Annotated in this window: 21 protein-coding genes and 2 pseudogenes; 13 read left to right on the top strand and 10 right to left on the bottom strand. The window is 71.1% G+C overall.

Annotation, left to right across the window (positions count from 1 at the left end; genetic code table 11):
• From Afe05nite_RS42270 to Afe05nite_RS42255, 4 genes are all read left to right on the top strand, one after another.
• A partial coding sequence (locus tag Afe05nite_RS42270) for an SMP-30/gluconolactonase/LRE family protein (protein ID WP_438869819.1) occupies positions 1 to 990 on the top strand: 990 nt, incomplete at its 5' end.
• A 23-nt stretch (positions 991 to 1013) separates the two neighbouring features.
• Positions 1014 to 2690, top strand: coding sequence for a PQQ-dependent sugar dehydrogenase (locus tag Afe05nite_RS42265; RefSeq protein WP_203822986.1), 1677 nt, complete (start codon positions 1014 to 1016; stop codon positions 2688 to 2690).
• A gap of 342 nt (positions 2691 to 3032) precedes the next feature.
• Positions 3033 to 3560 (top strand): nucleoside deaminase, encoded by a 528-nt coding sequence (locus Afe05nite_RS42260; RefSeq protein ID WP_203822985.1) that lies wholly within the window; start codon positions 3033 to 3035, stop codon positions 3558 to 3560.
• A gap of 236 nt (positions 3561 to 3796) precedes the next feature.
• Positions 3797 to 6133, top strand: coding sequence for a beta-L-arabinofuranosidase domain-containing protein (locus tag Afe05nite_RS42255; protein ID WP_203822984.1), 2337 nt, complete (start codon positions 3797 to 3799; stop codon positions 6131 to 6133).
• A gap of 29 nt (positions 6134 to 6162) precedes the next feature.
• Here the strand turns inward: Afe05nite_RS42255 and Afe05nite_RS42250 are convergent.
• The 7 genes and pseudogenes from Afe05nite_RS42250 to Afe05nite_RS42220 all read right to left on the bottom strand — a co-directional run.
• Positions 6163 to 6996 (bottom strand): annotated as a pseudogene (locus Afe05nite_RS42250) (DMT family protein); the annotation flags it as partial.
• A 204-nt stretch (positions 6997 to 7200) separates the two neighbouring features.
• Positions 7201 to 9069, bottom strand: coding sequence for a DUF4153 domain-containing protein (locus tag Afe05nite_RS42245; RefSeq protein WP_239118628.1), 1869 nt, complete (start codon positions 9067 to 9069; stop codon positions 7201 to 7203).
• Between the two features lie 354 nt (positions 9070 to 9423).
• Positions 9424 to 9702, bottom strand: a pseudogene (locus tag Afe05nite_RS42240) (N-acetyltransferase); the annotation flags it as partial.
• A 209-nt stretch (positions 9703 to 9911) separates the two neighbouring features.
• Positions 9912 to 10094, bottom strand: a complete 183-nt coding sequence (locus Afe05nite_RS42235) for a hypothetical protein (RefSeq protein ID WP_203822982.1) — start codon at positions 10092 to 10094, stop codon at positions 9912 to 9914.
• A 46-nt stretch (positions 10095 to 10140) separates the two neighbouring features.
• Entirely contained in the window at positions 10141 to 10311 is a 171-nt protein-coding gene (locus Afe05nite_RS42230) for a hypothetical protein (RefSeq protein WP_203822981.1), read from the bottom strand.
• A gap of 500 nt (positions 10312 to 10811) precedes the next feature.
• Positions 10812 to 11477, bottom strand: coding sequence for a response regulator (locus Afe05nite_RS42225; RefSeq protein WP_203822980.1), 666 nt, complete (start codon positions 11475 to 11477; stop codon positions 10812 to 10814).
• On the bottom strand, positions 11474 to 12736 hold the full coding sequence (locus Afe05nite_RS42220) for a sensor histidine kinase (RefSeq protein ID WP_203822979.1): 1263 nt from the start codon (positions 12734 to 12736) through the stop codon (positions 11474 to 11476). The genes Afe05nite_RS42225 and Afe05nite_RS42220 overlap by 4 nt, the downstream gene beginning before the upstream one ends.
• A 153-nt stretch (positions 12737 to 12889) precedes the next feature.
• Here Afe05nite_RS42220 and Afe05nite_RS42215 point away from each other — a divergent pair, with 153 nt between their 5' ends.
• The 3 genes from Afe05nite_RS42215 (at position 12890) to Afe05nite_RS42205 (ending at position 15095) form a co-directional block, all read left to right on the top strand.
• The gene (locus tag Afe05nite_RS42215) at positions 12890 to 13501 is read left to right on the top strand and encodes a hypothetical protein (RefSeq protein ID WP_203822978.1); all 612 of its coding nucleotides are present in this window, start codon (positions 12890 to 12892) and stop codon (positions 13499 to 13501) included.
• Between the two features lie 42 nt (positions 13502 to 13543).
• Positions 13544 to 13984, top strand: coding sequence for a hypothetical protein (locus Afe05nite_RS42210; RefSeq protein WP_203822977.1), 441 nt, complete (start codon positions 13544 to 13546; stop codon positions 13982 to 13984).
• Positions 13985 to 14081: 97 nt separating this feature from the next.
• On the top strand, positions 14082 to 15095 hold the full coding sequence (locus Afe05nite_RS42205) for a LacI family DNA-binding transcriptional regulator (RefSeq protein WP_203822976.1): 1014 nt from the start codon (positions 14082 to 14084) through the stop codon (positions 15093 to 15095).
• 20 nt (positions 15096 to 15115) lie between these two features.
• Here Afe05nite_RS42205 and Afe05nite_RS42200 read toward each other — a convergent pair whose 3' ends face one another.
• Positions 15116 to 16177, bottom strand: a complete 1062-nt coding sequence (locus Afe05nite_RS42200) for a glycoside hydrolase family 26 protein (protein ID WP_203822975.1) — start codon at positions 16175 to 16177, stop codon at positions 15116 to 15118.
• 266 nt (positions 16178 to 16443) lie between these two features.
• On the opposite strand from Afe05nite_RS42200, the gene bglS reads away from it, so the two are divergent.
• Positions 16444 to 17211: a beta-glucanase gene (bglS, locus tag Afe05nite_RS42195; protein ID WP_239118629.1), complete on the top strand. Its 768-nt coding sequence runs from the start codon at positions 16444 to 16446 to the stop codon at positions 17209 to 17211.
• Positions 17212 to 17239: 28 nt separating this feature from the next.
• On the opposite strand, the gene Afe05nite_RS42190 is transcribed toward bglS, so the two are convergent.
• A complete protein-coding gene (locus Afe05nite_RS42190) occupies positions 17240 to 17851 on the bottom strand; it encodes an SGNH/GDSL hydrolase family protein (protein ID WP_203822973.1) in 612 nt (203 codons plus the stop codon).
• Positions 17852 to 18085: 234 nt separating this feature from the next.
• Here Afe05nite_RS42190 and Afe05nite_RS42185 point away from each other — a divergent pair, with 234 nt between their 5' ends.
• From Afe05nite_RS42185 to Afe05nite_RS42170, 4 genes are all read left to right on the top strand, one after another.
• Positions 18086 to 18898 (top strand): endo alpha-1,4 polygalactosaminidase, encoded by an 813-nt coding sequence (locus Afe05nite_RS42185; RefSeq protein WP_203822972.1) that lies wholly within the window; start codon positions 18086 to 18088, stop codon positions 18896 to 18898.
• Positions 18895 to 19398, top strand: a complete 504-nt coding sequence (locus Afe05nite_RS42180; protein ID WP_203822971.1) for a SigE family RNA polymerase sigma factor — start codon at positions 18895 to 18897, stop codon at positions 19396 to 19398. The genes Afe05nite_RS42185 and Afe05nite_RS42180 overlap by 4 nt, the downstream gene beginning before the upstream one ends.
• Positions 19391 to 20326, top strand: coding sequence for a hypothetical protein (locus tag Afe05nite_RS42175; protein ID WP_203822970.1), 936 nt, complete (start codon positions 19391 to 19393; stop codon positions 20324 to 20326). Before Afe05nite_RS42180 ends, Afe05nite_RS42175 begins: the two co-directional genes overlap by 8 nt.
• Positions 20327 to 20488: 162 nt before the next feature.
• Positions 20489 to 21697: a pectate lyase gene (locus Afe05nite_RS42170; protein ID WP_203822969.1), complete on the top strand. Its 1209-nt coding sequence runs from the start codon at positions 20489 to 20491 to the stop codon at positions 21695 to 21697.
• On the opposite strand, the gene Afe05nite_RS42165 is transcribed toward Afe05nite_RS42170, so the two are convergent.
• Entirely contained in the window at positions 21684 to 22262 is a 579-nt protein-coding gene (locus tag Afe05nite_RS42165) for a CGNR zinc finger domain-containing protein (protein WP_203822968.1), read from the bottom strand. The two genes, Afe05nite_RS42170 and Afe05nite_RS42165, sit on opposite strands and share 14 nt — an antisense overlap.
• Before the next feature lie 242 nt (positions 22263 to 22504).
• Here Afe05nite_RS42165 and Afe05nite_RS42160 point away from each other — a divergent pair, with 242 nt between their 5' ends.
• Positions 22505 to 23476, top strand: coding sequence for a TIGR03885 family FMN-dependent LLM class oxidoreductase (locus Afe05nite_RS42160; RefSeq protein WP_203822967.1), 972 nt, complete (start codon positions 22505 to 22507; stop codon positions 23474 to 23476).
• Positions 23477 to 23549: the final 73 nt, after the last annotated feature.

The following is a 23549-nucleotide window of genomic DNA, read 5'->3' as shown; positions in this document are numbered from 1 at the left end:
CTGGTCGCGGTGAGTTCGGCCGGTCTGTTGCTGGTGGCGGCGGCAACCGTCGCCCAGGCTGCCGATCTGCCACCGGGGGCGCCGCCGGGGGTCTGCCCGGCCGGCACCGGATACGGTCCGCCGCTCGCCTCGGCGACCACCACGGCCACCCGGCTGTTCGGTGGCCAGGCCTTCCTCGAGGGGCCGGTGTGGGTCGCCGACCCCGGCTACCTGCTGATGTCCGACATGGCCGCGGCGACCGGGCCGCAGCGCGTGCAGCCGTCCCGGATCCTGCGGCACACCCCCGGCGCGGCCGGGCCCGAGCCGGCGCTCGCCACCGCGGGCAGCAACGGCCTGGCTCTGACCCCCGACGGGCGGTCGGTCATCGTGGCCACCCACGACAACCGCAGCGTCTCGCGCTATGCGCTCGCCGACTTCTCCCGCGAGGTGCTCGCCACCGGTTATCAGGGCGCGGCGTTCAATTCGCCGAACGATGTGACAGTGCGCTCGGACGGCGTCATCTATTTCACCGACCCGGATTTCCAGCGCGGTGCCCGAGCCGACGAGATGAACGGCCGGACGAGCGTGTTCCGGCTTACCGGCGGGACGGTCTCGCTGGTCGACGACGGGCTGCGCGAACCGAACGGCATCGCGCTGTCGCCGGACGGCGGCACGCTCTACGTCGGGGCCTACGGCGAGAACAAGATCTACCGCTATCCGGTACGCGCGGACGGCAGCACCGGTCAGCGGACGCTGTTCGCCTCGGTCGCCGGACCGGACGGGGCGACCGTCGACTGTGCCGGCAACGTCTACTGGGCGTCGGGCGGGGACGGCCGGGTGCACGTCTTCACGCCGGCCGGCGTGCAGCTGGGAACGATCACCGCCGCCGCCGGGACGACGAACGTCGCCTTCGGTGGTGCCGACCGCCGGACCCTGTTCATCACCTCCGGGCGCACCGGCAACTCCGGGCTCTACAGCGTGCACCTCGGCGTGCCCGGTTACCCGTACTGAAAATCGTCTCGAAGGGTTTCCACATGCTGTCCCGACGCGCAGTTCCGGCCGCCCTCGCGGCCCTCGCCGTGCTTGTCGGCGTCACCGCGGCCGGGGAATCCCCGGCCGCCGCGGCCGCCGACACCCGGCCGCCGACCGCGCCCACCGGCCTGACCGCCACCGATCTCGGGTGCGCCACCGTCACGCTGAGCTGGTCGGCGTCCACCGACGACACCGGGGTCGCGTTCTACGACCTCTACCACGACGGCCAGGCGATCGGCTCCACCACCGGGGGGGTACGCACGATCACCGTCGGGGTCGTCCCCGGTGCGCGGTGGGGCTTCTACGTCAACGCCCGCGACGCCGCCGGCAACGTCTCGCAGGCCAGCCGGACCGTGTCGGTCACCCCGCCGTTCTGTTCGCCGGACACCACCGCGCCCAGCGTCCCGACCGGACTCACCGGTCAGGCCGTCGGCACCGCGGTCACCCTGCGCTGGGCGGCGTCCACCGACGACGTGGCGGTCACCGGCTACGACGTGCGGCGCGACGGCACCAAGGTGGGCGTCCTCACCGGATCGGCCGGCGCCCCGCCGGCCACCACCTTCACCGACGCCGGCCTGGCCGGGGACACCACCTACACCTACACCGTCGTGGCGCGCGACGCCCAGGGCAACGCCTCCCAGCCCAGCGGTCCGCTGTCGGTGCGCACCGGACAGACGTGCGCGGCGGTGTGCGGCATCACCCAGGTCACCACCGAGCGCGACCTGCCGTGGGGCCTGGTCCAACTGCCCGACGGCACGGTGCTCTACGGCCAGCGCGACCTGTTCACCATCCAGGCGATGGCCGCCGACGGCACGGGCAAGCACAGCATCGGCAAGGTGCCGGACGCGGCCGGCACCAACGGTGAAGGGGGAGTGCTCGGCCTGGCCGTCTCGCCGGACTTCGCCACCGACCACTGGCTGTACGTCTACCACACCACGACGACCGACAACCGCATCGTCCGGTTCCAGTACGACGGGACGCTGCGCACCGCGACCCGGCAGATCCTCGTGACCGGGATCCCGCGCAACAAGTACCACAACGGTGGCCGCCTGCGGTTCGGGCCGGACGGCAAGCTCTACGCCGCCGCCGGTGACGGGCAGGACCCCGACCAGGCGCAGGATCTCGCCAACCTGGGTGGCAAGGTGCTCCGGCTGAACCCGGACGGCAGTGTCCCGGCCGACAACCCGTTCCCCGGCAGCTTCGTCTGGAGCTACGGGCACCGCAACCCGCAGGGCCTGGCGTTCGACTCGCGGGGGCGGCTGTGGGAGCAGGAGTTCGGCAACAACGTGGCGGACGAGACCAACCTGGTGGTCAAGGGCGGCAACTACGGCTGGCCGGCCTGCGAGGGTACGGTCGGCGACGCGTGCGGCACGCCGGGGTTCATCGCGCCGGTGCAGACCTACCCGGTCGCGTCCGCGTCGTGCAGTGGCATCGCGATCGTCCGCGACGTGCTCTACATCGCCTGCCTGCGCGGCACCCGGCTGTACCGCGCCGTGATCGACGGTGCCGACCTGACCGGGATCCAGCAGTACTACGTCGGCACCTACGGTCGCCTGCGCACCGTCGAGCCGACGATCGACGGCAATCTCTGGCTGACCACCAGCACCGGTGGCGACAAGGACAGCGTGCCCCAGAACAGCAACGAGAAGATCTTCAAGGTCACGCTGGGGCAGGGCTGACCCGAGGCCCCTGTCGTCCGCGGGACGACGCGGTGGGCCGGGGCCTCCCGGCCCACCGGGCCGAGCCCGCCTCGGCGGCTCCGGACCCGTCGATTCGTGCTGCCGGGGTTCGTGGCGAGGTGGATGACGAAGCCGCCGGTGGCCAGGTCGTAGGTGCTGTCGAGGAGGTCGAGGTGGTGGATGTCCAGCGGCCGCCGCCGATGGCCGGCAACCGCGAGCCGGTCGAACAGCGGCCAAGTGTCGGCCGTGACCGCGAGAACGGCCGGCCGCGCCGGGGCGGCAAGCCAATTCGACCGTCCGCTCGGCAAGGTCACGGGCCGCTGAGGGGCATAGCGTCTACGCATGACTCCCGACGACATGGTCAAAGCCGCGATCGACGTCGCTGACGAAGGGATGGCCTGCGGTGAGATGCCGATCGGGGCCGTCGTGGAGATGGGCGGCCGGATCGTCGCGCGCGCGTTCACCCGCGATGTTTCGCTGGGGCGCCGGCTGGTTCACGCCGACCTGCTGGCGATGATCGAAGCGGACGAGCAACTGGGCTGGGGGCCACGTCCACATCCGGTCCGGCTGGCAGTCAACCTGGAACCCTGTCTGATGTGCCTGGGTGCCGCCATGGCTCTCAAGGTCACCGAGGTCTACTACGGTCTCGAGTCGCCCGCGGACGGCGGATCCGCGGTCGCGGCGACCTGGCCGGGCAGCCCCGACCTGCCCTGGTACCGGGCGCCCGCGATCACCGGCGGAATCCGTCGCGCGCAGGTGCGGGACCAGTTCAGCCGCTACTGCGAGCGCGCTCCGGAATCGGGCCGGCGCAGGTGGGCGGCGAGCCTGACGGCACTCCCGGACCCCACCGGCTCGGCACAAGCGCCATAGCCCCGAGGACTCGCGAAACCGTTTTCCTATTCTCGTTCATCATTATCTTAAAATGGCATCTGAAAAAGTGAGATGACCTGGTAAGCGCGCGCGGCGGAGGGCGGAAACATCTCGGCCGCATTTTCTTGAATGGTCGGGAATGGGTGCCGTAGCATGCCAGACACGGTTGCTGCCATCGATGTCCTCCGATGGTTCAGGACTCGTCGTCCCCGCCCCCCACGCGTTGGAGTTCCCCCATGCCTTCCTCCTCCTTGAGCCGACGTAACCTGCTGCGCGTCGCCGGCGCCGGCGCGGTGGCCTCCGCCGTCGGCGGCACCGGTGTCCTACTGCCCGGCTCGGCCGACGCGGCGGTGCTCGCGCCGGCCCGGCCGGACCTCGGCGTGTCGGCCTACCCGTTCGCGCTGGACCAGGTGCGCCTGACCGCCGGGCGGTTCCAGGACAACGAGAACCGCACCCTCAACTACCTGCGGTTCGTCGACGTGAACCGGCTGCTCTACGTGTTCCGCGCGAACCACCGGCTGTCCACCGCCGGGGCCGCCAGCAACGGCGGGTGGGACGCCCCCAACTTCCCGTTCCGCAGCCACATGCAGGGCCACTTCCTGAGCGCCTGGGCCCAGGCGTACGCGGTGCTCGGCGACACGACGTGCCGGGACAAGGCCAACGCGATGGTCGCCGAACTGGCCAAGTGCCAGGCCAACAACGGCGCGGCCGGGTTCAACGCGGGCTACCTGTCGGGCTTCCCCGAATCGGACATCACCGCCCTCGAGTCCGGCAGTGCCGTCGCGGTGTCCTACTACTGCATCCACAAGACGCTCGCCGGGCTGCTCGACGTGTGGCGCTACATCGGCAGCACCCAGGCCCGGGACGTCCTGCTGAGCCTGGCCGGCTGGGTCGACTGGCGCACCGGCCGGCTCAGCTACAACCAGATGCAGTCGGTGCTGAACACCGAGTTCGGCGGCATGAACGCCGTGCTGACCGACCTCTACCAGCAGACCGGTGACGCGCGCTGGCTGACCGCCGCGAAGCGGTTCGACCACGCCACCATCTTCGACCCGCTGGCCGCCAACCAGGACCAGCTCAACGGCAAGCACGCGAACACCAACCTGCCGAAGCTGGTGGGCGCCGCGCGGGAGTACAAAGCCACCGGGACGACCCGCTACCGCGACATCGCCGGCAACTCCTGGAACATGATCACCGGCGCGCACTCGTACGTGATCGGCGGCAACAGCCAGGCGGAGCACTTCAAGGCGCCCAACGCGATCGCCGGCTACCTCACCAACGACACCTGCGAGCACTGCAACACGTACAACATGTTGAAGCTGACCCGCGAGCTGTGGCTGCTCGACCCGAACCGGACCGACTACTTCGACTACTACGAACGGGCCTTGCTCAACCACCTGATCGGCGCCCAGAACCCGGCCGACTCGCACGGCCACATCACCTACTTCACCCCGCTCAAGGCGGGCGGCCGGCGCGGTGTCGGCCCGGCCTGGGGCGGCGGCACCTGGTCCACCGACTACAACAGCTTCTGGTGCTGCCAGGGCACCGGCATCGAGACCAACACCAAGCTGGCCGACTCGATCTACTTCTACAACGACACCACGCTCACCGTGAACCTGTACGTGCCGTCCGTGCTCAACTGGACCCAGCGTGGGATCACCGTCACCCAGAGCACGACCTACCCGGTGAGCGACACCACCACGCTGACCCTGAGCGGCTCGATGAGCGGCTCGTGGAGCATCCGGGTGCGCATCCCGGCCTGGACCTCGAACCCGGTGATCAGCGTCAACGGCACCGTTCAGGACGTGACCGCGACCCCGGGCAGCTACGCGACCGTCACCCGCACCTGGGCGGCCGGCGACACTCTCACGCTGCGACTGCCGATGCGCGTGATCATGAAGGCGACCAACGACAACCCCAACCTCCAGGCCATCACGTACGGGCCGGCGGTGCTGTGCGGCAACTACGGCAACACGACCGTGTCGGCGACGCCGTCGCTGACCCCCGCGTCGATCACCCGGACGAGCACCGGCAGCCTCGCCTTCACCGCCACCGCCAACGGCGCCACCGTGAACATCGGCCCGTTCCACGACGCCCAGAACTTCAACTACGTCGTCTACTGGAACGCCACCGGCACCGGCACCGGCGGCGAGCCGGTCTACAAGCTGGTCAACGTCAGCTCCGGCCTGGTCCTCGGCGTGCAGAACATGTCCACCGCCGACGGTGGCCTCGCGATCGTCTGGGGCGACACCGGCACCGCCGACCACAACTGGGTCCGGATCACCGACGGCTCCGCGGTCCGCTTCCGGAACGCCAACAGCGGCAAGGTCCTCGGGGTCGAGAACATGTCCACCGCCGACAACGCCCGAGTCCTGCAGTGGGGGGACACCGGCACCGCCGACCACCGGTGGACCCTGGTCGCCAACAGCGACGGCTCCTACCGCATCCGCAACGTCAACAGCGGCAAGGTCCTCGCCGTGCTCAACGGCTCCAGCACCGCCGGCACCCAGGTCGTCCAATTCACCGACAACGGCAGCGCCAAGAACAACTGGCGCCTCGTCCAGATCGCCTGACGCCGGGTGCTGACCAGCGGAAACGCTGGTCAGCTCGCCGGCACGGGGGCGGGGTGGTCGGGGCCGGACTCCGGTTCGGCGAAGCGGGTCAGGGCCAGGGCGCCGACCACGGCCGCGACGAAGCCGATGACGGCCGGGACGACCCAGCCCGGCCGGGTCTGGTCGTGCCACAGGACGACACCGATCGCGGCCGGCAGGGCGGTCTCGCCGATGATCGCCAGGGCCGCGACGGTGGTGACGGCGCCGCGTTGCAGGCCGGCGGCGAACGAGACGAAGGCGCAGAGCCCGCTGATGGCGGCCGCGTAGGCGGCCGGATCGCGCAGCAGCGTCCCCGGCGTGAAGCCGGTCATGCCGCGCACGGCCAGCGCGGTCAGCCCGAATCCCAGGCCGGCGACCGCGCCCTGCACGATCGGGCCGACGGGCGGGGCGAGCCGGGTGGCGACGAGGGCGGTGGCGCCGAGGGCGAGCGCGGCGACCAGCAGGGTGACCCGGGTGGCCAGGCCGAAGGTGGTGGTGCCTTCCGGCCCGCTGGCGGCGCCGAGCAGGGCGAGCCCGGCGCACACGGTCAGCACGGCCACCCAGTGCCGGGGCCGAAGCCGCAGACCGAGCAGCGGAACCGAGGCCACCGCGGTGACGGCGAGGTTGCCGGCCTGGGCCGCCTGCACGACGAAGACGGGCAGGCGACGCAACGCGATCAGCTGGGCGCCGAAACCGGCGACGTCGAGCAGGACGCCGAGCAGGAACGGCCAGCGGCGGAGCATGCTGATGAGCGGTCCGTCCGTCGCGGCCCGCGCCTGCAACGCGGTGGCCAGGCCGTAGCAGACCGCGCACAGGACGGCGGCGATCATGAGTCGACCGGCCGTTGTCCGTGGCGGGCGCCCCCGGGGTTATCAGTCATCGGACAGATCATCGGTCATCGGGTCATTCTCCGAGTCGGTGGGGCGTCCAGGTATCGGCCACAAGACCCAGCCCCGGTCGTCGTGCTGCGTCTTTCGGCCGAGCGGCCGGTGCTCCGGTTCGGCACCCGGAGCACCAGCACTCAGCCGTTGGCCCTCAGCCGCCGGCCCTCATCGGCGGGTCTTGGGCAGGTCGAACTGGTCGGCGGAACGACAGTCCTTCTGGTTGCCGATCGCCGCCGGACCCAGCTCCTCGAGAGCCTCGCGAGCCTGCTGCCGGCCCAGATTCCACGCGTACCAGGGGTCGGGTTCCTTGAGGTCGTCGGCGATCCAGCTGAGCGTGCACCGGCGTACCGGATCGGGCAGCTTGGTCAGAGCGGGAGTCGCGTCCGCCGACAGGGCCCGCAGATACCAGGCGTCGATCTTGCCGGAACCCTGGTAACGGGCGGCGTTGCGGCTGGCCACGTAGCCCTCGGGGTCGAGAGCGGCGAGGCCGAGCAGCATCAGCACGGCGAGACCGACGGTGGTCGCGGGGATCCACCGGCCCTGCCACTTGACGCCGGCGACCGCGATCAGCACGAAGATCACGCCGAGCAGCATCTCGGACGCCATCACGAAGATCCGTTCACCGGTGAAGCTGTAGACCCGCTGGTACTCCCACATGCGCGAGAGCGCGGACGCCACGATGACGACGCTCAGAGCACAGAGCAGACCCAGGAGTACGCGCAGCAGCAACCGTTCCTTCGGCTGGTCCCGTTTGGCCCAGCGGGCCAGCCCCGCGATCAGCGCCAGCGACAGCAGCGTGACCGCGACCAGCTGCCAGAAGCCGCTGCGGGCGTACTGCGAGTAGCTCAGCCCGGCGGTCTCCAGCACGTGCCGGCTTCCCCCGAACAGCACGGTGAACTGCACCGCCACGAAGCCGCCGAAGAGCACCACCAGCGCGGCGCCGGCCGGCGCCCACTCGACCAGGCCGAGCCGGCCCTTGCCCTCGGTGTCGAGGCTGGCGGTCGCGGGCGGCGCGGTGAGCGTGTAGACCCCGGAGACCGCGAGGAGGCCACCGGCCACGGCCAGGAAGATCCACTTGAAGACCGAGCCGATGTCGAAGTCGGGAACGACGTCGTCCAGCAGTTCGGAGAACGCCACGTCGGCGGAGGACAGCAGCGCGCCGAAGACGAGCAGCACCACCACCGTGAGGGCGACCGAGAAGAACGCACGCCCGGCGATTCCCGAGTTGCCGCCCGTCTTCAGATGCCGGCGGACCCACGGGATGCCGGCGAAGGCCGCCCACGGCGCGGCGATCAGACTGAACAGGATCGACCGGACCTGCCGGCCGCCGACGATCGCCAGGGCGGTGCAGCCGATCGCGCCCAGCACGCCGAACGTCACCAGCCACCACGCGTTGCGGAACGCCGGGATGAGCATCAGCGCGAGCGCCGCCGCCGTCCAGCCGGCACGGACCAGCCGCTCCCGCCGCGTCAGGCCGGTGGATCGCCGGACGGCGAACGCCACCCCCAGCGTCAGCGCCAGCCAGGCGAGGAACCAGCCGATCCCCACCCGGTTGAGCGGCAGGAAGATCAGGAAGCCCAGCGCGCCGGCCAGCACCCCGGCCGGCACCGCCCGGTCCTGCGCCTCTTTCGGCCCGGGCCAGTGCTTCTCCCGGAACTTCTGCCAGGCACTCGGCGGCCGCTCGTAGGTGCCGAACGGGCGCGCCGGGAACTGACCCTGCTGATAGGGCCGCTGACCGGGAGGCATCTGCGGCGGCGCTTGCGGGCCCGCCGTCGCGGTCGGGCCGGACTGCACGGCCGAACCCGCGCTCGTAGCCGTTGCCGAGTTCTCCGCGGGCGCGACCGCGGCCGGGCTTACCGAGGCGGCCGGGCTCGCTGCGGCGGCCGGGCTTACCGAGGTGGCGGGGCTCGCTGCGGGGGCCGAGCCCTTTGCGGCGGTCGGGCTCTCCGCGGGTGCGGTTGCGAGGGCGACCGCGGCCGGGGTGGCGGCGGTCGCCGGCCGGCCGGCCGGTGGGGTGACGGAAGGGGCCGGCATCTGGGCCGGCACCATCGGCACAAAAAGGGCATATCCCCGCGTACCGGATGGGATCTGGACCGGGATGGCCCATGCCGTTCCACCCTCGGGCCCCGGCCAGACCATCGACGGGATCGCATCGGTAGGCGGCATGACAAGCATCTGGGGCGCCGGCACAGGGGCGGCGGCGGGAACGTCTCTGCCTGTGTCCACGGGATCAGGCTGTTCTGGTGGCAGGTCCGCCACTGCACCCTCCTAGGTCGCTCGGTGCGCACACCGTAAACCGTGCGCACGGCAATTTCTACGCTAGGACGGGTCCGTATCGCCGCGACGCCGCGCGGATGGCACGGATACGGGAGGTCAGCACCCCGATGGTCAGAAGAAGTGGCCCAGCAGATCGATCTCGCCGCTCGGCCGGACCGCCCCGTCCACCGGCCGGACCATCAGCTCGTACGGGGTCACCGCGCGGGCCACGCCGAGGGTGTGAAGATCGTGGATCTTCACCCAGGTCGGCGGATTGTCGACGCGTTCGAGATGATGGCGGCGGTAGAGGCTGTCCTCGGCGGCGAACAGGAGGACGAAGTCCACCGCGCACCGGGCGGCGTAGTCCGTCACCGCCTCCAGCAGCCGGCTCGCCAGTCCCCGTCCACGATGGTCCGGGCGGACCCGAGGGGCGCGAGGACCGTGGCGCCGTCGGTCACGACGTACCGGAAATGGGGTGGGATCCTGGGGTAACCGCGCCGCGGACGGCCGGGAAACAGGCCGTCAGCAGGTCTTGCCGCCGCCGGTGCGGGTCCGGGCCGATCTCGGCCTCGGCCCACCGCGGCCGTTCCACATTCACCGGTCGGCTCCGGGCGGTACGGCTAGGAGCGGTCGGGCTCGGCGAGATCGGCGAGATCGGCCGGGTCGAGCCGCAGGGTGGTGAGCAGGCCACCGTGCCGGTTGAGGTCGAGCTCGTCGGGTAGTTCCCGGTCGACGAAGTCCGCGCGGGCGTGCTGGCCGCGCTTGCGGAGAGCAGCGATCACGGCTGCCTTGGAGATGGTCATGGGGTGCCTTCGGGAAGGGTGAAGCCGGATGGTGCCGGGGGACCGCTCAGCTGGCGGGAACAGCGGCCGGCTGGGTGCGGGCCGCGAACGGGTCGCAGAGCACGCGCATCGCGGCGGCGCCGTGGTCGACAGTCGGAGGGGTCCGGTCGGCCCGGTCGGTGCCGTGCGGCCGGAGCGGGGCCAGGAACAGTTCGGCCTGGTCGTAGGTCGGCGTCATGCATTTCCTTGTCGTTCGGTTGGTCGGGTGTCTCGCAAAAAGTCGTGTTCCGTGCGGACTGGTCCGGTGGCTTCACCCGGCGGCGAGGTGGACTCGCCGGCGATGATCGCGGACCGGTTGCGGTGATCTGCACGCGGCCGGGATCTCCCGGCCTCCCGGGCCGAGGAGGAACCCCGGCCGTGCAGTTGCCCCTCACTGTACGCGCCGCCGCCGGCGGGGTGCGTCCCGCGTGGCCGTGGCCGGTACGGAGACGGCCGGCCTCCCGGGAGATCACGCGTGAGCGGATCTCGACCAGGGACGACCGGCCGCCACCACACCCGGCCACCGTTGACGGGTGGGCCGGGCAGTTCTTGACGCTGTCGAAATCGACGCCGCCGGAACCAGAATGCGATAAAACAAAAAGCGCCCGCTGGGCCAAGATGCCCGTCAGGCGCGGAAAACGTCCAAGGAAATCAATAGTGCAACGGCTGGAACACTAGCACGGCTCTTGAATGTCGTCGCTACCGGACGAGGCCGACCTCGTAGGCGAGGATGACCGCTTGTACCCGGTTTCGCAGGTTCAGCTTGGTCAGCACGCTGCCCACGTGGGTCTTGACGGTGGCGTCCGAGACCACCAGTAGCGCCGCGATCTCGGCGTTGCTCAGCCCCGCCGCCACCGCCCGCAGCACCTCCCGCTCGCGTGGCGTGAGCTGGTCGAGGACGGCCTGGGCGCGCCCGGTGGGGCGGGCCGACGGGTCGGGCAGGTGGGTGGCGTGGGCGTCGAGCAGCCGCCGGGTGATCCGCGGTGAGACGACCGCGTCGCCGTTGGCCACCGCGCGGATGGCGCGGGCCAGTTCGTCGACCGGGACGTCCTTGAGCACGAACCCGCTCGCCCCGGCCCGCAACGCCGCGAAGGCGTACTCGTCGAGGTCGAAGGTGGTCAGGACGAGCACGCGGGCCGCCGGGTCGCGGGCCACGATCCGGCTGGTGGCCTCGATCCCGTCGACGCCGGGCATGCGGACGTCCATCAGGATCACGTCGGGTCGCAGCTCGGCGCTCAGCCGGACCGCCTCGGCGCCGTCCGGTGCCTCGCCGACGATGTCGATGTCGTCGGTCTCCTCGAGGATCATCCGGAATCCGGTTCGGATGAGGGCCTGGTCGTCGACCAGGAGCAGCCGGATCGTCATCGGGTCGCGGCCTCGATCGGCAGGGCCAGCCGAGCCCGCACGCGCCATCCGCCGTCCGGGTCGGGGCCGGCGCTGACCTCGCCGGCGTAGACCGCCGCCCGGTCCCGCATGCCGGCCAGGCCGTGGCCGGTGCGCCGGCGGGGCGCCGCCGGCGCGCCGTCGTCGTGCACGTCGACGGTCACCGAGCCCGGGTGGTGGGCGATGGCGACGCTCACCCGGTTGGCGGCGGTGGCGTGTTTGAGGGCGTTGGTCAGGGCTTCCTGCACGATGCGGTAGACGGTCAGCTCGGCTCCGGGCGGCATCCCGGCGGGCGTGCCGGTCACCGCCGCCGCGACGGTCAGGCCCGTCGACCGGACCTGTTCGAGCAGGTCGTCGAGCTGCGCCAGGCCGGGTTGGGGATGGCGGTCGCCGGGGGCCGGCTCGGTGTGCAGCACCCCGAGCAGCCGGCGCATCTCGGCGAGGGCCTGACGGCCGGTGATCGACACCTGTCGCATCGCCTCGCCGGCGCGTACCGGTTCGGTCGCCTGCTTGCGGGCGGCCCCCTCGGACAGCGTCACCATGACGGACAGGGTGTGGGCGATCACGTCGTGCATCTCCCGGGCGATGCGGGTGCGTTCGGCCGCCACCGCGATGGCGGCCTGCTGGTCGCGTTCGCGTTCCAGGTGGGCCGCCCGCTGGGTGAGCGCGTCGATCGCCGCCCGCCGGTGCCGCACGGTGACCCCCAGCATCAGCACGGCCACGACCGGGCCGGAGAGCAGCACGAACGTGCCGGTCCACAGCGTGCTCCCGGCCCACGATCCGATTCCCGGCCAGCGCACGGCGGCCAGCAACGCGCCCACCTCGACCACCCCGGCCGCGCCGATCGCCACCCGCACGGGATAGCGGCTCGCCACCGTGTAGAGGTAGATCAACAGGGTCAGGTCGGCCGCCAGCGGCACGCCGGCCAGCCACTGGGTGAGCGCGACCGTCGCGGCGCCGGCGAACGTGGTCAGCGGCAGTCGCCGCCGGGCGCCCAGCGGGATCACGAGCAGGGCGCTGAACAGCACGAATACGCCGATTCGCGGGTCGGAACGGATGGCATGGTGGTAAAGCTGCGGAAGCGTCCCGGCCGCGGCGAGCGCCGCCAGCCCCACGTCGACCGCCGTGGCGTGCCGGCCGATCGCCGCTGCCACCCGGCGGCCGGCCCGGCTCGGCCCGGTGCGGCGCGGCCGGTCCGACAACCAGGCGCGCCACCACGCCGTCACCTGCCCCACCGTCATGTCGGCCAGCTTAGGTAAGCGGCCGCCGGACGACCTCCGACCTGGTGCCGATCCTCGCCTCATCCTTTGGTAGCAGGTCCGCCGGCACAGCCGCCGAAAAGATCATTACTCGGCCCGAGGATCTGTCGCCCCTGGTTTCGTACGGTCGGTGCCATGCCATTCTTGACCAGTCCCGCCTATGACCGGGTCCTCACCGACGACCGGAATTACCACATCGTCTTCCTTTTCGTCGGTGGCCTTTTCACCGTTCTTCTGCTGTCGTTCTGCGTTTTCTCCTGGGCCCGATTCCGGCGGGCCCGCCGCGGCACCTTCGAACGGCGGACCCACCTGTCGTTCGCGACGGTGAGCCTGCTTCTTTTCCTGTTCATGGCGGTGGCCTGCGGGGCGAATGTGACAAGCGTGGTCAACCCCCGGCAGACCCTGGCCGGCACGAAGTTCTCCCCGGTCGGTCAGGCCTGGCTGGACGCGGGCAGCGCCCGGATCTCCCCGATGCTCCAGCACGCGATCGACGAACGACTCGCCTGGCAGCGGCCCAAGGCGGTCATCTGCGCCATTCTGCTGGTGGCCGTCCTGACCCTCACCGTTTTCCTGTGGCGAACGCTCGTGCGCCGCGCCAGCACCGGCGAACCGGTCCGGAGCAGTGGCCGGCTGATGCTCGGCGCCGCGGTCCTGTCGGCCGTTTCCAGCCTGCTGCTGATGCTGATGGTCATCGGCAACACCCAGGGCGCGATCGCCCCCCTGACCCTGACCGTGATCTACGGCTGAGGCCGGGCCGGCCCGGCCGGGTGCGCGGGATAGTTTGTCGGGATGAGTCTTCTCGAAGAGGTCGGCAAGCGTGACGGCTGGCGATGCTGGGTGTGTGACGAGCCGGTCGACGCCGACATGTCGGTGAACGACCCGCGGGGTCCGAGCGTCGACAGCCGCACCGCCGACCGCAAGGCCAAGGTCGCCGAGCGCCTCGCGCACCGGGCCTGCAACACCCGCAAGGGCGCGGTCAAGGTGGTCATCGCCTGGCCGGAGAGGCTGCATGTGATCGAGCCCGCTCCGCTGATCACGGTGGCCGAGCGCCTCGACCGCAAGGGCGGCCGTGAACTGGTCGCCCGATGCCCGCGCCGGGTCGACGCCCAGGAAGCGGCCGACTGGCTGGTCGACCGGTTCTCCCGGCTGGCCCCCGGCCTGCCGGTGACCGCCGGGGTCGCGGAGGGCGGCGGCCAGTTCCTGGTCAGCCTGTCGGTGGGCCGGCGCTGACGGCTTTACAGGGTCCGGCGGGGCTACCTAGGATCGGCTGACTCCAGGTCGACCGCCGTTGTGCCCTGGTGATCGGCTTGATCGGAGGGGGCCTCGCATGCCGGCATCGGGTCCGCCCCGGCCGCCGACCCTGGACGAGGTGGCGGAGCGCGCGCGGGTGTCGCGTACGGTCGCCTCCCGCGTGATCAACAACGGCCCGAACGTGAGCCAGGCCAAGCGGGACGCCGTGGAGAAGGCGATCCGGGAGCTCGGCTACACGCCCAACCGGGCCGCGCGGGCGCTGGCGACCCGGCAGACCGGGGTGATCGTGCTGGCGGTCTCCGGCGAGGGGCCCGAGGTGTTCGCCGACCCGTTCTTCGCGCAGGTGATCGTCGGGGCGTCGGCCGCGCTGGAGAGGACCGACCTGCATCTCGTGCTCAGCCTCGCCACGCCCGGTCACGGCCATCGGCGGTTGCACAACTTCCTGCAGACCCGCGGAGCCGACGGGGTGATGCTGGTGGCGATGCGCGGCCTCGAGCCGCTGATCGACATCGCCGCGCAGGCGGGCCTGCCGACGGTGTTCCTCGGGCTGCCCATGCATCGGACGGCGGCCTATTACGTGGACGTCGACAACGCCGGGGGGTCCCGGGCCGCCACCGAGTACCTCCTGCGGGCCGGCCGCCGCCGCATCGCGATGATCACCGGACCGGTCGACACCGCGGTGGGCCGCGAGCGCACCCGCGGTTACACCGAGGCCCTGCTGCTGGCCGGGCTCGAGCCGTTCGCCACGGCCCCCGGCGATTTCCTCGAGGCCGGCGGCGCCGAGGCCATGCGCGCCCTGCTGAAGGCGCGCCCGGACCTCGACGCCGTGGTGGCCGCCAACGACAACATGGCGGCCGGGGCCTTGCGGGTGTTGCGCGACGCCGGGCGGACGGTGCCCGGCGACGTGGCCGTGGTGGGTTTCGACGACGCGCCCATCGCGGTGCAGACCGATCCCCGGCTGACCACCATCCATCAGCCGGTGCAGGCGGTGGGCCGCGAGGCCGCCCGCATGCTCACCGAACTGCTGGCCGGTGGGCGACCGGAGTCGTTCGTCCTGCCGACGAGGGTGGTCGTGCGCGAGTCGGCCTGACCGGTCCGGCCGAGCGGCGCCTACCGGCCCGACCGGGCATAGTGCGGGGCGACCCGGGCCAGTTCGGCCCCCCGCCCGCCCATGTACCGGCGGTGCACCCAGGTGTCGAAGGCGTCCAGCGCGGCCGGTGACGAGCCGGGCGACCAGGCCTCCTCCTTGGTCACGTCGAAATAGGTGAGCAGCTTGAGGTCGGGATAGTTGCCGGACCGCAGGGACCGGTCCATGTCGCGCAGCCACTGCGCCTTGTCGCCGCCGTCCTCGGTGGACGCGAACTCGCCGATCATCACCGGCCGGCGCGGGGCGATGGCGCGGGCTTTGGCGTACGCGCTCGCGACGGTGGCGTCGAAGGTCGTCCAATGGTCCGCCGCCGGATCCCAGGACGGGCCGAACCCCCAGTTGTAGCCGTCGATGCCGACCCAGTCGACGTACTTGTCGCCGGGGTAGGCGAGGGCCGGGTCGTTGTAGGGCTCGTCCGGTGACGAGCCGTTGTTGAACGCCCACACCCACTGCACGTTGCGGGCGCCGGCGGCCCGGGCGAGGTCGTGGACATGCCGGTACGCCCCTACGTAGAGGGCGGGGTCGGTGTTGTTGTTGGCGACGCCCCACGGGTACCAGTTGCCGTTGAACTCGTGCCCCCAGCGCACCAGGATCGGCAGTCGCACGGCGGCGAACTCCCGGGCCCGGGCTGTGATGTAGCTGTCCCACGTGCCGTTGATGATGTCGGTCAGGTGGATCTGTCCGGGGTCGTTCGGGCCGAGCGCCGTGTTCCAGGGTTCCCAGGTGTAGTGCGGCATGATGCCTTGCCGCCACAGTGTCCGGGCCTGGTCGACCGGGAAGGGCTTCCCGCTGGCCCAGCTGTCGAACCACATCACGCTCGCGGGAGTGACGTCGTACAGGGTCTTGACCTCGGTGGCGACGGTGGCGGGCTCACCGTCGCGGAACATGCCCAGGTATCGGGTCGGTGCTCCGGCCCGATCGGCTCCGGCCGGGCCCGGCCCGGTGGCCGCGTCGGCGACCCCGGCACCGGCCACGACCAGTGCGACGGCCGTCACCGCCGCGCTGAGCAGCGTTCGTATCCGCATGATGTCTCCTGGATCGGTGGACTGGAAGCGCTTCCAATTTCAACCTATGGTCCACGGTCATCGATGTAAACAGCAGGTCATCCCGGCTCGATGTCGGCCGCTCCCGGCACGTGTCATCGCCGCAGCTCGATACGAGGATAACCGGGACGGCAGTTGACAGGGTTTACCGCGATGTCACAAAATCGTTATCGACATTGCTCGATTGACTTCTATGGAAGCGCTTCCGAAACGAGCGACACCCCGGCAGAACGGAGACGTCAGTGCTCATGACCAGACACCGCACCCTGGTCGGCTTGGCCCTAGCCACCCTCGCTTTCGCCACCACCCTGGTCGGGATCGGCGCTCAACGCGCGGACGCGGCCATCGGCCCCAGCTTCGTCGACAACCTCAACTCCTTCGACACCGGCCGCTGGCACAAGGCCGACGGCTACAGCAACGGCAGCATGTTCAACACCGGCTGGCGCGCCGACCACGTGACCTTCAGCGGTGGCACCATGGGCCTCAACCTCGACAACGCGAACTGCCCCGGCAGCTGCTCCGGCAAGCCGTACGCCTCCGGCGAATACCGCACCAACGACCTGTTCTCGTACGGTCGTTTCGAGGCGCGCCTGAAGGCGGTCAAGAACCCCGGCACCGTGACGTCGTTCTTCACCTACACCGGACCCAGCGACAACCAGCCCTGGGACGAGATCGACGTGGAGATCCTCGGCAAGAACACCACCCAGATGCAGACCAACTACTTCACCAACGGCGCCGGCGGCCACGAGACGATCATCAACCTGGGCTTCGACGCCTCCGCCGGCTACCACGACTACGCCTTCGAGTGGTGGAAGGGCGGCACCATCAACTGGTTCGTCGACGGGCGACTGGTGCACCAGGAGAACGGCTCGCGCGGGCCGCTTCCCACCCACCCGCAACGGGTCATGATGAACCTCTGGCCGGGCATCGGCGTCGACAGCTGGCTGCAGCCCTTCACCTACCCGGGCCGCCGGCTGACCGCCTCCTACGACTGGGTCAAGTACACCAAGTACTGACCGCGAGGGGTCGCTCCCGGCGGGCTGCCTATCCGGTCGCCTGGCGTGCCGCCGTCGCGGCGGCCCGCACCGTGGGGGCCAGCGCGGTGGCGATCACCGCGTAACCGGCGCTGGACGGATGGAACCGGTCGGCGCTGAACAGGCCCTGGTCGTGGGTGAACCCGGTGGCCGACGTCATCCCGACGTCGGCCACCCGGGCGCCGGCGGTCAGCGCCACCCGGGTCTGCGCGGCGTGCAGCAGCTCACTGCCGGCCCGCACGACGGCGCGCATCTGCACCGGTACCCAGGGCACCACGCTCAGATCGGGTGCGGGCGCCACCACCACCTCGGCCGAGGCGTCCCGCAGCCGCCGCACCGCGTCGGCCAGCTGGGCGGCCGCCTGCTCGGGCGGGACGAAGCGGGTGAGGTCGTTGGCGCCGATGATGATCAGCGCTACCTGGGGCGGCTCGGCGAGCGCCCGGTCGACCTGCGCGGCCAGGCCCGCGCTGGTGGCGCCGGGCACCGCGAGCACGTGCAGCTCGGTTGGAATGCCGTGGGCGGCCAGGTCCCGGCGGAGGCGGGCGCCGACCGTGTCGGCGGGCCGGGCCGCGCCCTGGCCGTAAGCGATGGAGTCACCGAGAACCGCGAATCGCACTGTCACCGCAGGTTCAACAACGCCGGCCCGGCACCGGCTTCCCGTTTCGGTCCAGCCGGGCCGGGTGCACCTCGGCTCCGGCCCGGAACGGGCTCGGTTGTCTCGGCGTCGCGGGGGAACGCGGCCGTCATGGGAGGAGCGGTGCCGGGCTCCGGAAATTTTCGGATTCGTGGCAGCGGGCCGGGCGGTTCGGCGCGTTGAGGGGGAGGAACTATTCCCCCAAGATCCGCAGGAGTCCCCATGAACAGGCGTTTTCTGGTCGGTGCGGCGGTCACGGCGGTCGCCGTCGCGGCCGCCGCCTTGGGCATCGGCAACGCCGACGCGGCGAGTGCCTTCGCCCCGCCGCCGGCCGATGCCAGCTTCGACTACCAGATCGGCGCCCCGTACGCGCCGCCGTCCGGCGTGACCGTGGTGAGCCGGGACCACGACGCCGCCGCGGCGCCCGGGCTCTACAACATCTGTTACGTCAACGCGTTCCAGGCCCAGACCGCCGCCGCCACCTGGTGGAAGACCAACCACGCCGACCTGCTGCTGCGGGACCGGAACGGCAAACTGGTGGTCGACCCGGACTGGAACGAGATCCTGCTCGACTACTCGACCGCGGCCAAGCGGTCCGCGCTGACCGGCATCGTGGGGGAGTGGATCAGCCAGTGCGCGGGCAAGGGCTTCAAGGGCCTGGAGCCGGACAATTTGGACGCGTACACCCGCTCCAAGGGTCTGCTGACAAAGACCCAGGCCTTGGCCTACGCCAAGGCGCTGAGCACCTTCGCGCACGGCAGGGGACTTGCCGTGGGGCAGAAGAACACGGCCGATCTGAGTACGGCGGACGCCCGCCAGGCCGGTTTCGACTTCGCGGTGGCCGAGGAGTGCGCCGACTACGACGAGTGCCAGAACTACACGGCCACCTACGGCAACAACGTCATCGTGATCGAGTACTCCGCCGCCGGCTTCACCAAGGCGTGCCGGACCTACGGCAGTAAGCTCTCGGTCGTGCTGCGCGACGTCGACGTGACCGCTCCCGGTTCGGGCTCGTACACCTTCAAGACCTGTTGAACCGAGGCGAGGCCTTCGACGAGTACGTGCAGAGCCGCGGCCGGGCGCTGCTCCGTTTCGCGTACGTGCTGACCGGCGACGCGTACCTCGCCGAGGACATCGTGCAGGAGGTCCTCGCCCGGCTGCACCGTCGCTGGAGCCGGATCAGCGCCATGCAGCACCCGGAGGCGTACGTCCGGACGGCGATCGTGCGCCAGTTCGTGTCGTGGCGCCGCCGGCGCTCGTCGAGTGAGGCGGTCCTGGCCGAGGTTCCCGAACCGGCCGGGGCCGCCGAGCCCCAGCAGCACGTGCTGGCCCGCGACCAGATGTGGCGGCTGCTGGCCGGGTTGCCGCCGGCCCAGCGGGCGGTGCTCGTGCTGCGTTTCTACTGCGACCTGCCGGACGACGAGATCGCCGGCCAGCTCGGTTGCGGCGTTTCCACCGTACGGTCGCAGGCGTCGCGCGCGCTCGGCCGGATGCGGATCATGCTGGCCGAACAGGGGGTGGGCGGGGATGGATGACGGCGGCCGGAACGAGTGGAGCCGGTTGCTTGCCGAGTCGTTGCGGGCCAACGCCGACGACGCGCCGAGCGACGACGGGCTGCTGAGCTCGGTACGACTCCGGTCGTCGCGCTATCGGCGCCGGCGGATCGCCACGGTGCTGGCGGCAGCGGTGGTGACGCTGGCGGTGGTGGTCCCGGCGGCGCTGCTGTCGGCCGCGCGTACCGATCGGACCGGTCCCGCCCCGGCGGCGCCGGACCCGCAGCGACTGGTCGCGGAGTTCTCGGCACCGGCCTTTCCCTACACGCTCGCCGCCTCGGCCGGTCTCCGGCCGCCGGTGGCCTCCATGCGCGACGGTGACCTGATCGCCTTCTTCGAGGCGCCCGAGCCGCTTCACCACGCCGACACCACGGTCACGGTCTCGGCCCGGCCGCCCGCGTCGGCCGGTGACCCGATTTCGGTACGGGTGCGCGGGCGCACCGGCACGCTGACGACGGTGGACCGCGAACCGGCCCGGCAACTGAGCCTGGTGTGGTCGGAGGCGGGCCGCTGGATCCGGCTGGCGACCGACGACACGTACACCCCGCAGCAGGTGGTGCAGCTGGCCGAGGCGCTCGTGCCGGCGTCCATCCCGGTCCTGCCGCCGTTCCGGCTCGACCTGAGCCCGGCCGGTCTGGAAGTCTCCACCGTGACGCAGTCCCGGATCTCGTTCGGGGCGCTGGAGGTGATCCTGCGCAAACGGCGGCCGCTCGGGGCCACCGACCGAACCGTCGGGCCCTATCCGGCGTCGCTGACCCGGGGCCCGGCCGGCACTACGCTGGACGTCGACGTCACCGACTGGGACGCGACACTCGAGATCCGGGCGGCCTCCTCGCTCGGCCTCGACGACGCGCAGCTGCTGCGATTCGCGGCGGGCGTGCACATCCTCAACCGCTCCGATCCCGAGTAGAACCCACCGGGGGTCAGCCCGGTCCGTCTCTGTGTAACACACATCACACGTGTTTCGGACATCTTCTTGTCGTCACATCGACGTCTTTCTATTCTTTGGGAAAGCGCTTTCCTGCGGTCAGCCCGCCGCCCGACGCGCTCTCGACAACGAGGTGAGAAAGTCATGAGACGACCACCCACCCGATGGCTCGCCTGCGGGGCCACCGCGATCGCCGCCGCCGCCATCACGGTGTCGCTGCCGCCGCCCGCCGCCTCGGCCGCCGACAACCTGAGCCTCAACGGCGGCGCCGACGGCTCCAGCAAGGCCGACGGCACCAGTTACGGCAACGTCAAGGACGGCAGCACTGCCACCTACTGGTCGCCCGCCGGCTCCACCGGCTACGTCTCGGTGAAATGGAGCACCGCCACCACGGTGTCCTCGGCCGTCATCCGGCAGGCCTCCGGCGGCGGCTCGATCACCTCGTGGCGACTGCTCAACGCCGACAGCGGCGCCGTCCTGGCCGGCGGCAGCGGCAGCCCCGGCACCCTCTCGTTCGCCTCGACGTCGCTGAAGAAGCTCACCTTCGACATCACCGCCGCGTCCGGTGCCCCGCGGATCGCCGAGTTCGAGACGTACGCGAGTGGCGGCTCGACCCCCACCACGGGCCCCACGACGAGGCCCACCACCGGACCCACGACCGGCCCGACCGGCAACCCCGGCGCCCCGACCGGCGCGTGGCCGAACTCGGCCGGCTCGGTCCGCATCTCCGGAACGGTATCGGTCTCGGGGACCTTCGACGGCGGCATGAAGACCTACTGCTGCATCGGTGACGGTTCGCAGAGCGAGTCCCAGGACCCGATTTTCGAGATCGCGAACGGTGGCACCCTGCAGAACGTCATCCTCGGCTCGCCCGCCGGCGACGGCGTGCACTGCCTCGGCACCTGCACCATCCGGAACGTCTGGTGGAACGACATCGGCGAGGACGCCGCGACCTTCCTGCAGACGAACGGCGGCACCAGTTACGTCATCGGCGGCGGCGCCCGCAACGGCAGCGACAAGACGTTCCAGCACAACGGCAACGGCACCGTCAACATCTCCGGCTTCTACCTCAACGGCGCCGGCAAGCTCTACCGCGGCTGCGGCAACTGCACCACCTCCTACCAGCGCCACGTCGTGGTCGACAACGTGCTGCTGACCGGCGTCGACTACGTCGTCGGCATCAACACCAACTGGGGCGACACCGCCACCATCACCCGCGTCACGGTCAACTCCGGCGCGGTGGTCTGCGGCATGTACAAGGGCGTCGCCAAGGGCAGCGAGCCGACCTACCTCGGCGAGGGCTGGAACACCGGCAACTGCAAGGTGAACCGGAGCGACATCACGTACCGGTAAGCGTGTCGGGCCCGGCGGGGCGCTCACCGTGAGGTGAGCGCCCCTCGCTCGGCGATTCCCGGCGGCGGGCCCGCGAGGCCCGCAGGTTCATGGTGTTGCCGCACGTCCGCATGTCGTGCCAGACCCGGGTGCCGTTGCGCGACAGGTCGTAGAACGCCGCGCCGCAGGACGGATTGCGGCAGGTTTTGAGTCGGCCCAGCGTGCCGGTGTGCGAAGCCAGCAACGCCTCGAGGTAGACCACCGACGCGACGGCGGCGGCACCGTCCCCGCTCGGCTCGAAGGAAAGCCGGCCGTCGTGGAATGTCAGGTCGGCCCGCACCGGACGCGGCGGGTGCTCCCCGGCCTCGTCGGTGAACCAGCCACCGACCTGATCGCGCAGCTCACGAAGGGCGGGAAGGTCTTCGCCGGGGACGGTGATCCGCCGCGCGGCCCGGCCGGTCTGCTCGCCCCAGGTCCGCAGCGACGCGTCCAGCCAGGCCTGGGCCGCGGTCTCGGTCTCGAGCAGGTCCGGGACCGCCGCCGCGGGCCTGCCCGCCGAATTCAGCAGGTCCTGGACCAGGCACAACCCGGCCGGTCGCCACCGAACTGTTCACCCACATCCGGCCGGAGATCCTGGAAGCGGGCAAGGAAGCATTCGCCGGCGCCACCCTGCTGCACGCCGAGGACATCGCCGACACCATCACCTATGTCGTCTCCCGGCCCGCCCGGGTGGTGATGAGCGAGATCCTGGTGCGCCCCGACGGCAGTCAGTGGTAGATCCCGGGCCGGCTGGTTGCGGGACCGGGACCCGGGGTAACGCCAGAGTGCATGACGGTCTACGGAATCCATGCCTCGCACGAGCAGATCCCGCCCGCCGACCTTCTCGCCGCGGTGATCGCGGCCGAACGGCACGGCTTCGAAGCCGCGATGTGTTCCGACCACTTCGCGCCATGGAGCAGCCGGCAGGGCGAGTCCGCCTTCGCCTGGTCCTGGCTGGGCGCGGCGCTGCAGGCCACCAACCTCTCCTTCGGCGTGGTCAACGCGCCCGGTCAGCGCTACCACCCGGCGATCGTCGCGCAGGCGATCGGGACCCTCGGTGCGATGTTCCCGGGGCGGTTCTGGGCGGCGCTGGGCAGCGGCGAATACAGCAACGAACACATCACCGGGGGGCCGTGGCCGCGCAAAGAGGTACGCGAGGCCCGGCTGCTCGAATCGGTCGAGGTGATCCGCGCCCTGCTGGCCGGTGAGGAGGTCACCCGGGACGGACTGATCACCGTGGACCGGGCCCGGCTGTGGACCCGGCCGGCCGCGGCGCCGTCGCTGATCGGGGCCGCGGTGAGCACGAAGACCGCCGCCTGGTGCGCGGGCTGGGCCGACGGGCTGGTCACCGTCAACGCCCCGGCCGAGCACCTCCGCGAGATGATCGCCTCGTACCGGGATGCGGGCGGCCGCGGGCCGGTCTGCCTGCAGGTGCATCTGAGCTGGGCGCCGACCGAGGACGAGGCCGAGTCGATCGCCCACGACCAGTGGCGCAGCAACGTCTTCCGGCCGCCGGTCTGCTGGGACCTCGAAACGGTCGAGCAGTTCGACGTGATCAGCGAGAACGTGACGCTCGACCAGGTGCGCCAGGTGGTGAACGTCTCGGCCGACCTCGACGAGCACATCGCACTGCTGCGCGGCTATTCGTCGCTCGGCTTCGACCGCATCTACCTGCATCACGTCGGGCAGGATCTGATGCCGTTCATCGAGACCTTCGGGGCCAAGGTCCTGCCGGCTCTGCGGGCGGTGCCGCAGGCGTAGCCGCTCACGCCGACCGGGCGCCCGTCCGATCCATCAGCTCCAGGAATCGGCGGGCGTCGTCGGCGCGGGCCAG

This window comes from Paractinoplanes ferrugineus (assembly GCF_016862195.1).
GTDB classification, from domain to species: domain Bacteria; phylum Actinomycetota; class Actinomycetes; order Mycobacteriales; family Micromonosporaceae; genus Actinoplanes; species Actinoplanes ferrugineus.
This window is presented reverse-complemented; position numbering and strand designations above follow the sequence as displayed.

Coding starts and splice junctions, on each gene's coding strand:
- bglS (WP_239118629.1), top strand. CDS start 16,444: ATGACCAGACACCGCACCCTGGTCGGCTTGGCCCTAGCCACCCTCGCT.
- Afe05nite_RS42265 (WP_203822986.1), top strand. CDS start 1,014: ATGCTGTCCCGACGCGCAGTTCCGGCCGCCCTCGCGGCCCTCGCCGTG.
- Afe05nite_RS42175 (WP_203822970.1), top strand. CDS start 19,391: ATGGATGACGGCGGCCGGAACGAGTGGAGCCGGTTGCTTGCCGAGTCG.
- Afe05nite_RS42235 (WP_203822982.1), bottom strand. CDS start 10,094: ATGACCATCTCCAAGGCAGCCGTGATCGCTGCTCTCCGCAAGCGCGGC.
- Afe05nite_RS42200 (WP_203822975.1), bottom strand. CDS start 16,177: ATGCGGATACGAACGCTGCTCAGCGCGGCGGTGACGGCCGTCGCACTG.
- Afe05nite_RS42170 (WP_203822969.1), top strand. CDS start 20,489: ATGAGACGACCACCCACCCGATGGCTCGCCTGCGGGGCCACCGCGATC.
- Afe05nite_RS42260 (WP_203822985.1), top strand. CDS start 3,033: ATGACTCCCGACGACATGGTCAAAGCCGCGATCGACGTCGCTGACGAA.
- Afe05nite_RS42215 (WP_203822978.1), top strand. CDS start 12,890: ATGCCATTCTTGACCAGTCCCGCCTATGACCGGGTCCTCACCGACGAC.
- Afe05nite_RS42255 (WP_203822984.1), top strand. CDS start 3,797: ATGCCTTCCTCCTCCTTGAGCCGACGTAACCTGCTGCGCGTCGCCGGC.
- Afe05nite_RS42220 (WP_203822979.1), bottom strand. CDS start 12,736: ATGACGGTGGGGCAGGTGACGGCGTGGTGGCGCGCCTGGTTGTCGGAC.
- Afe05nite_RS42205 (WP_203822976.1), top strand. CDS start 14,082: ATGCCGGCATCGGGTCCGCCCCGGCCGCCGACCCTGGACGAGGTGGCG.
- Afe05nite_RS42160 (WP_203822967.1), top strand. CDS start 22,505: ATGACGGTCTACGGAATCCATGCCTCGCACGAGCAGATCCCGCCCGCC.
- Afe05nite_RS42185 (WP_203822972.1), top strand. CDS start 18,086: ATGAACAGGCGTTTTCTGGTCGGTGCGGCGGTCACGGCGGTCGCCGTC.
- Afe05nite_RS42225 (WP_203822980.1), bottom strand. CDS start 11,477: ATGACGATCCGGCTGCTCCTGGTCGACGACCAGGCCCTCATCCGAACC.
- Afe05nite_RS42230 (WP_203822981.1), bottom strand. CDS start 10,311: ATGACGCCGACCTACGACCAGGCCGAACTGTTCCTGGCCCCGCTCCGG.
- Afe05nite_RS42210 (WP_203822977.1), top strand. CDS start 13,544: ATGAGTCTTCTCGAAGAGGTCGGCAAGCGTGACGGCTGGCGATGCTGG.
- Afe05nite_RS42245 (WP_239118628.1), bottom strand. CDS start 9,069: ATGCCGGCCCCTTCCGTCACCCCACCGGCCGGCCGGCCGGCGACCGCC.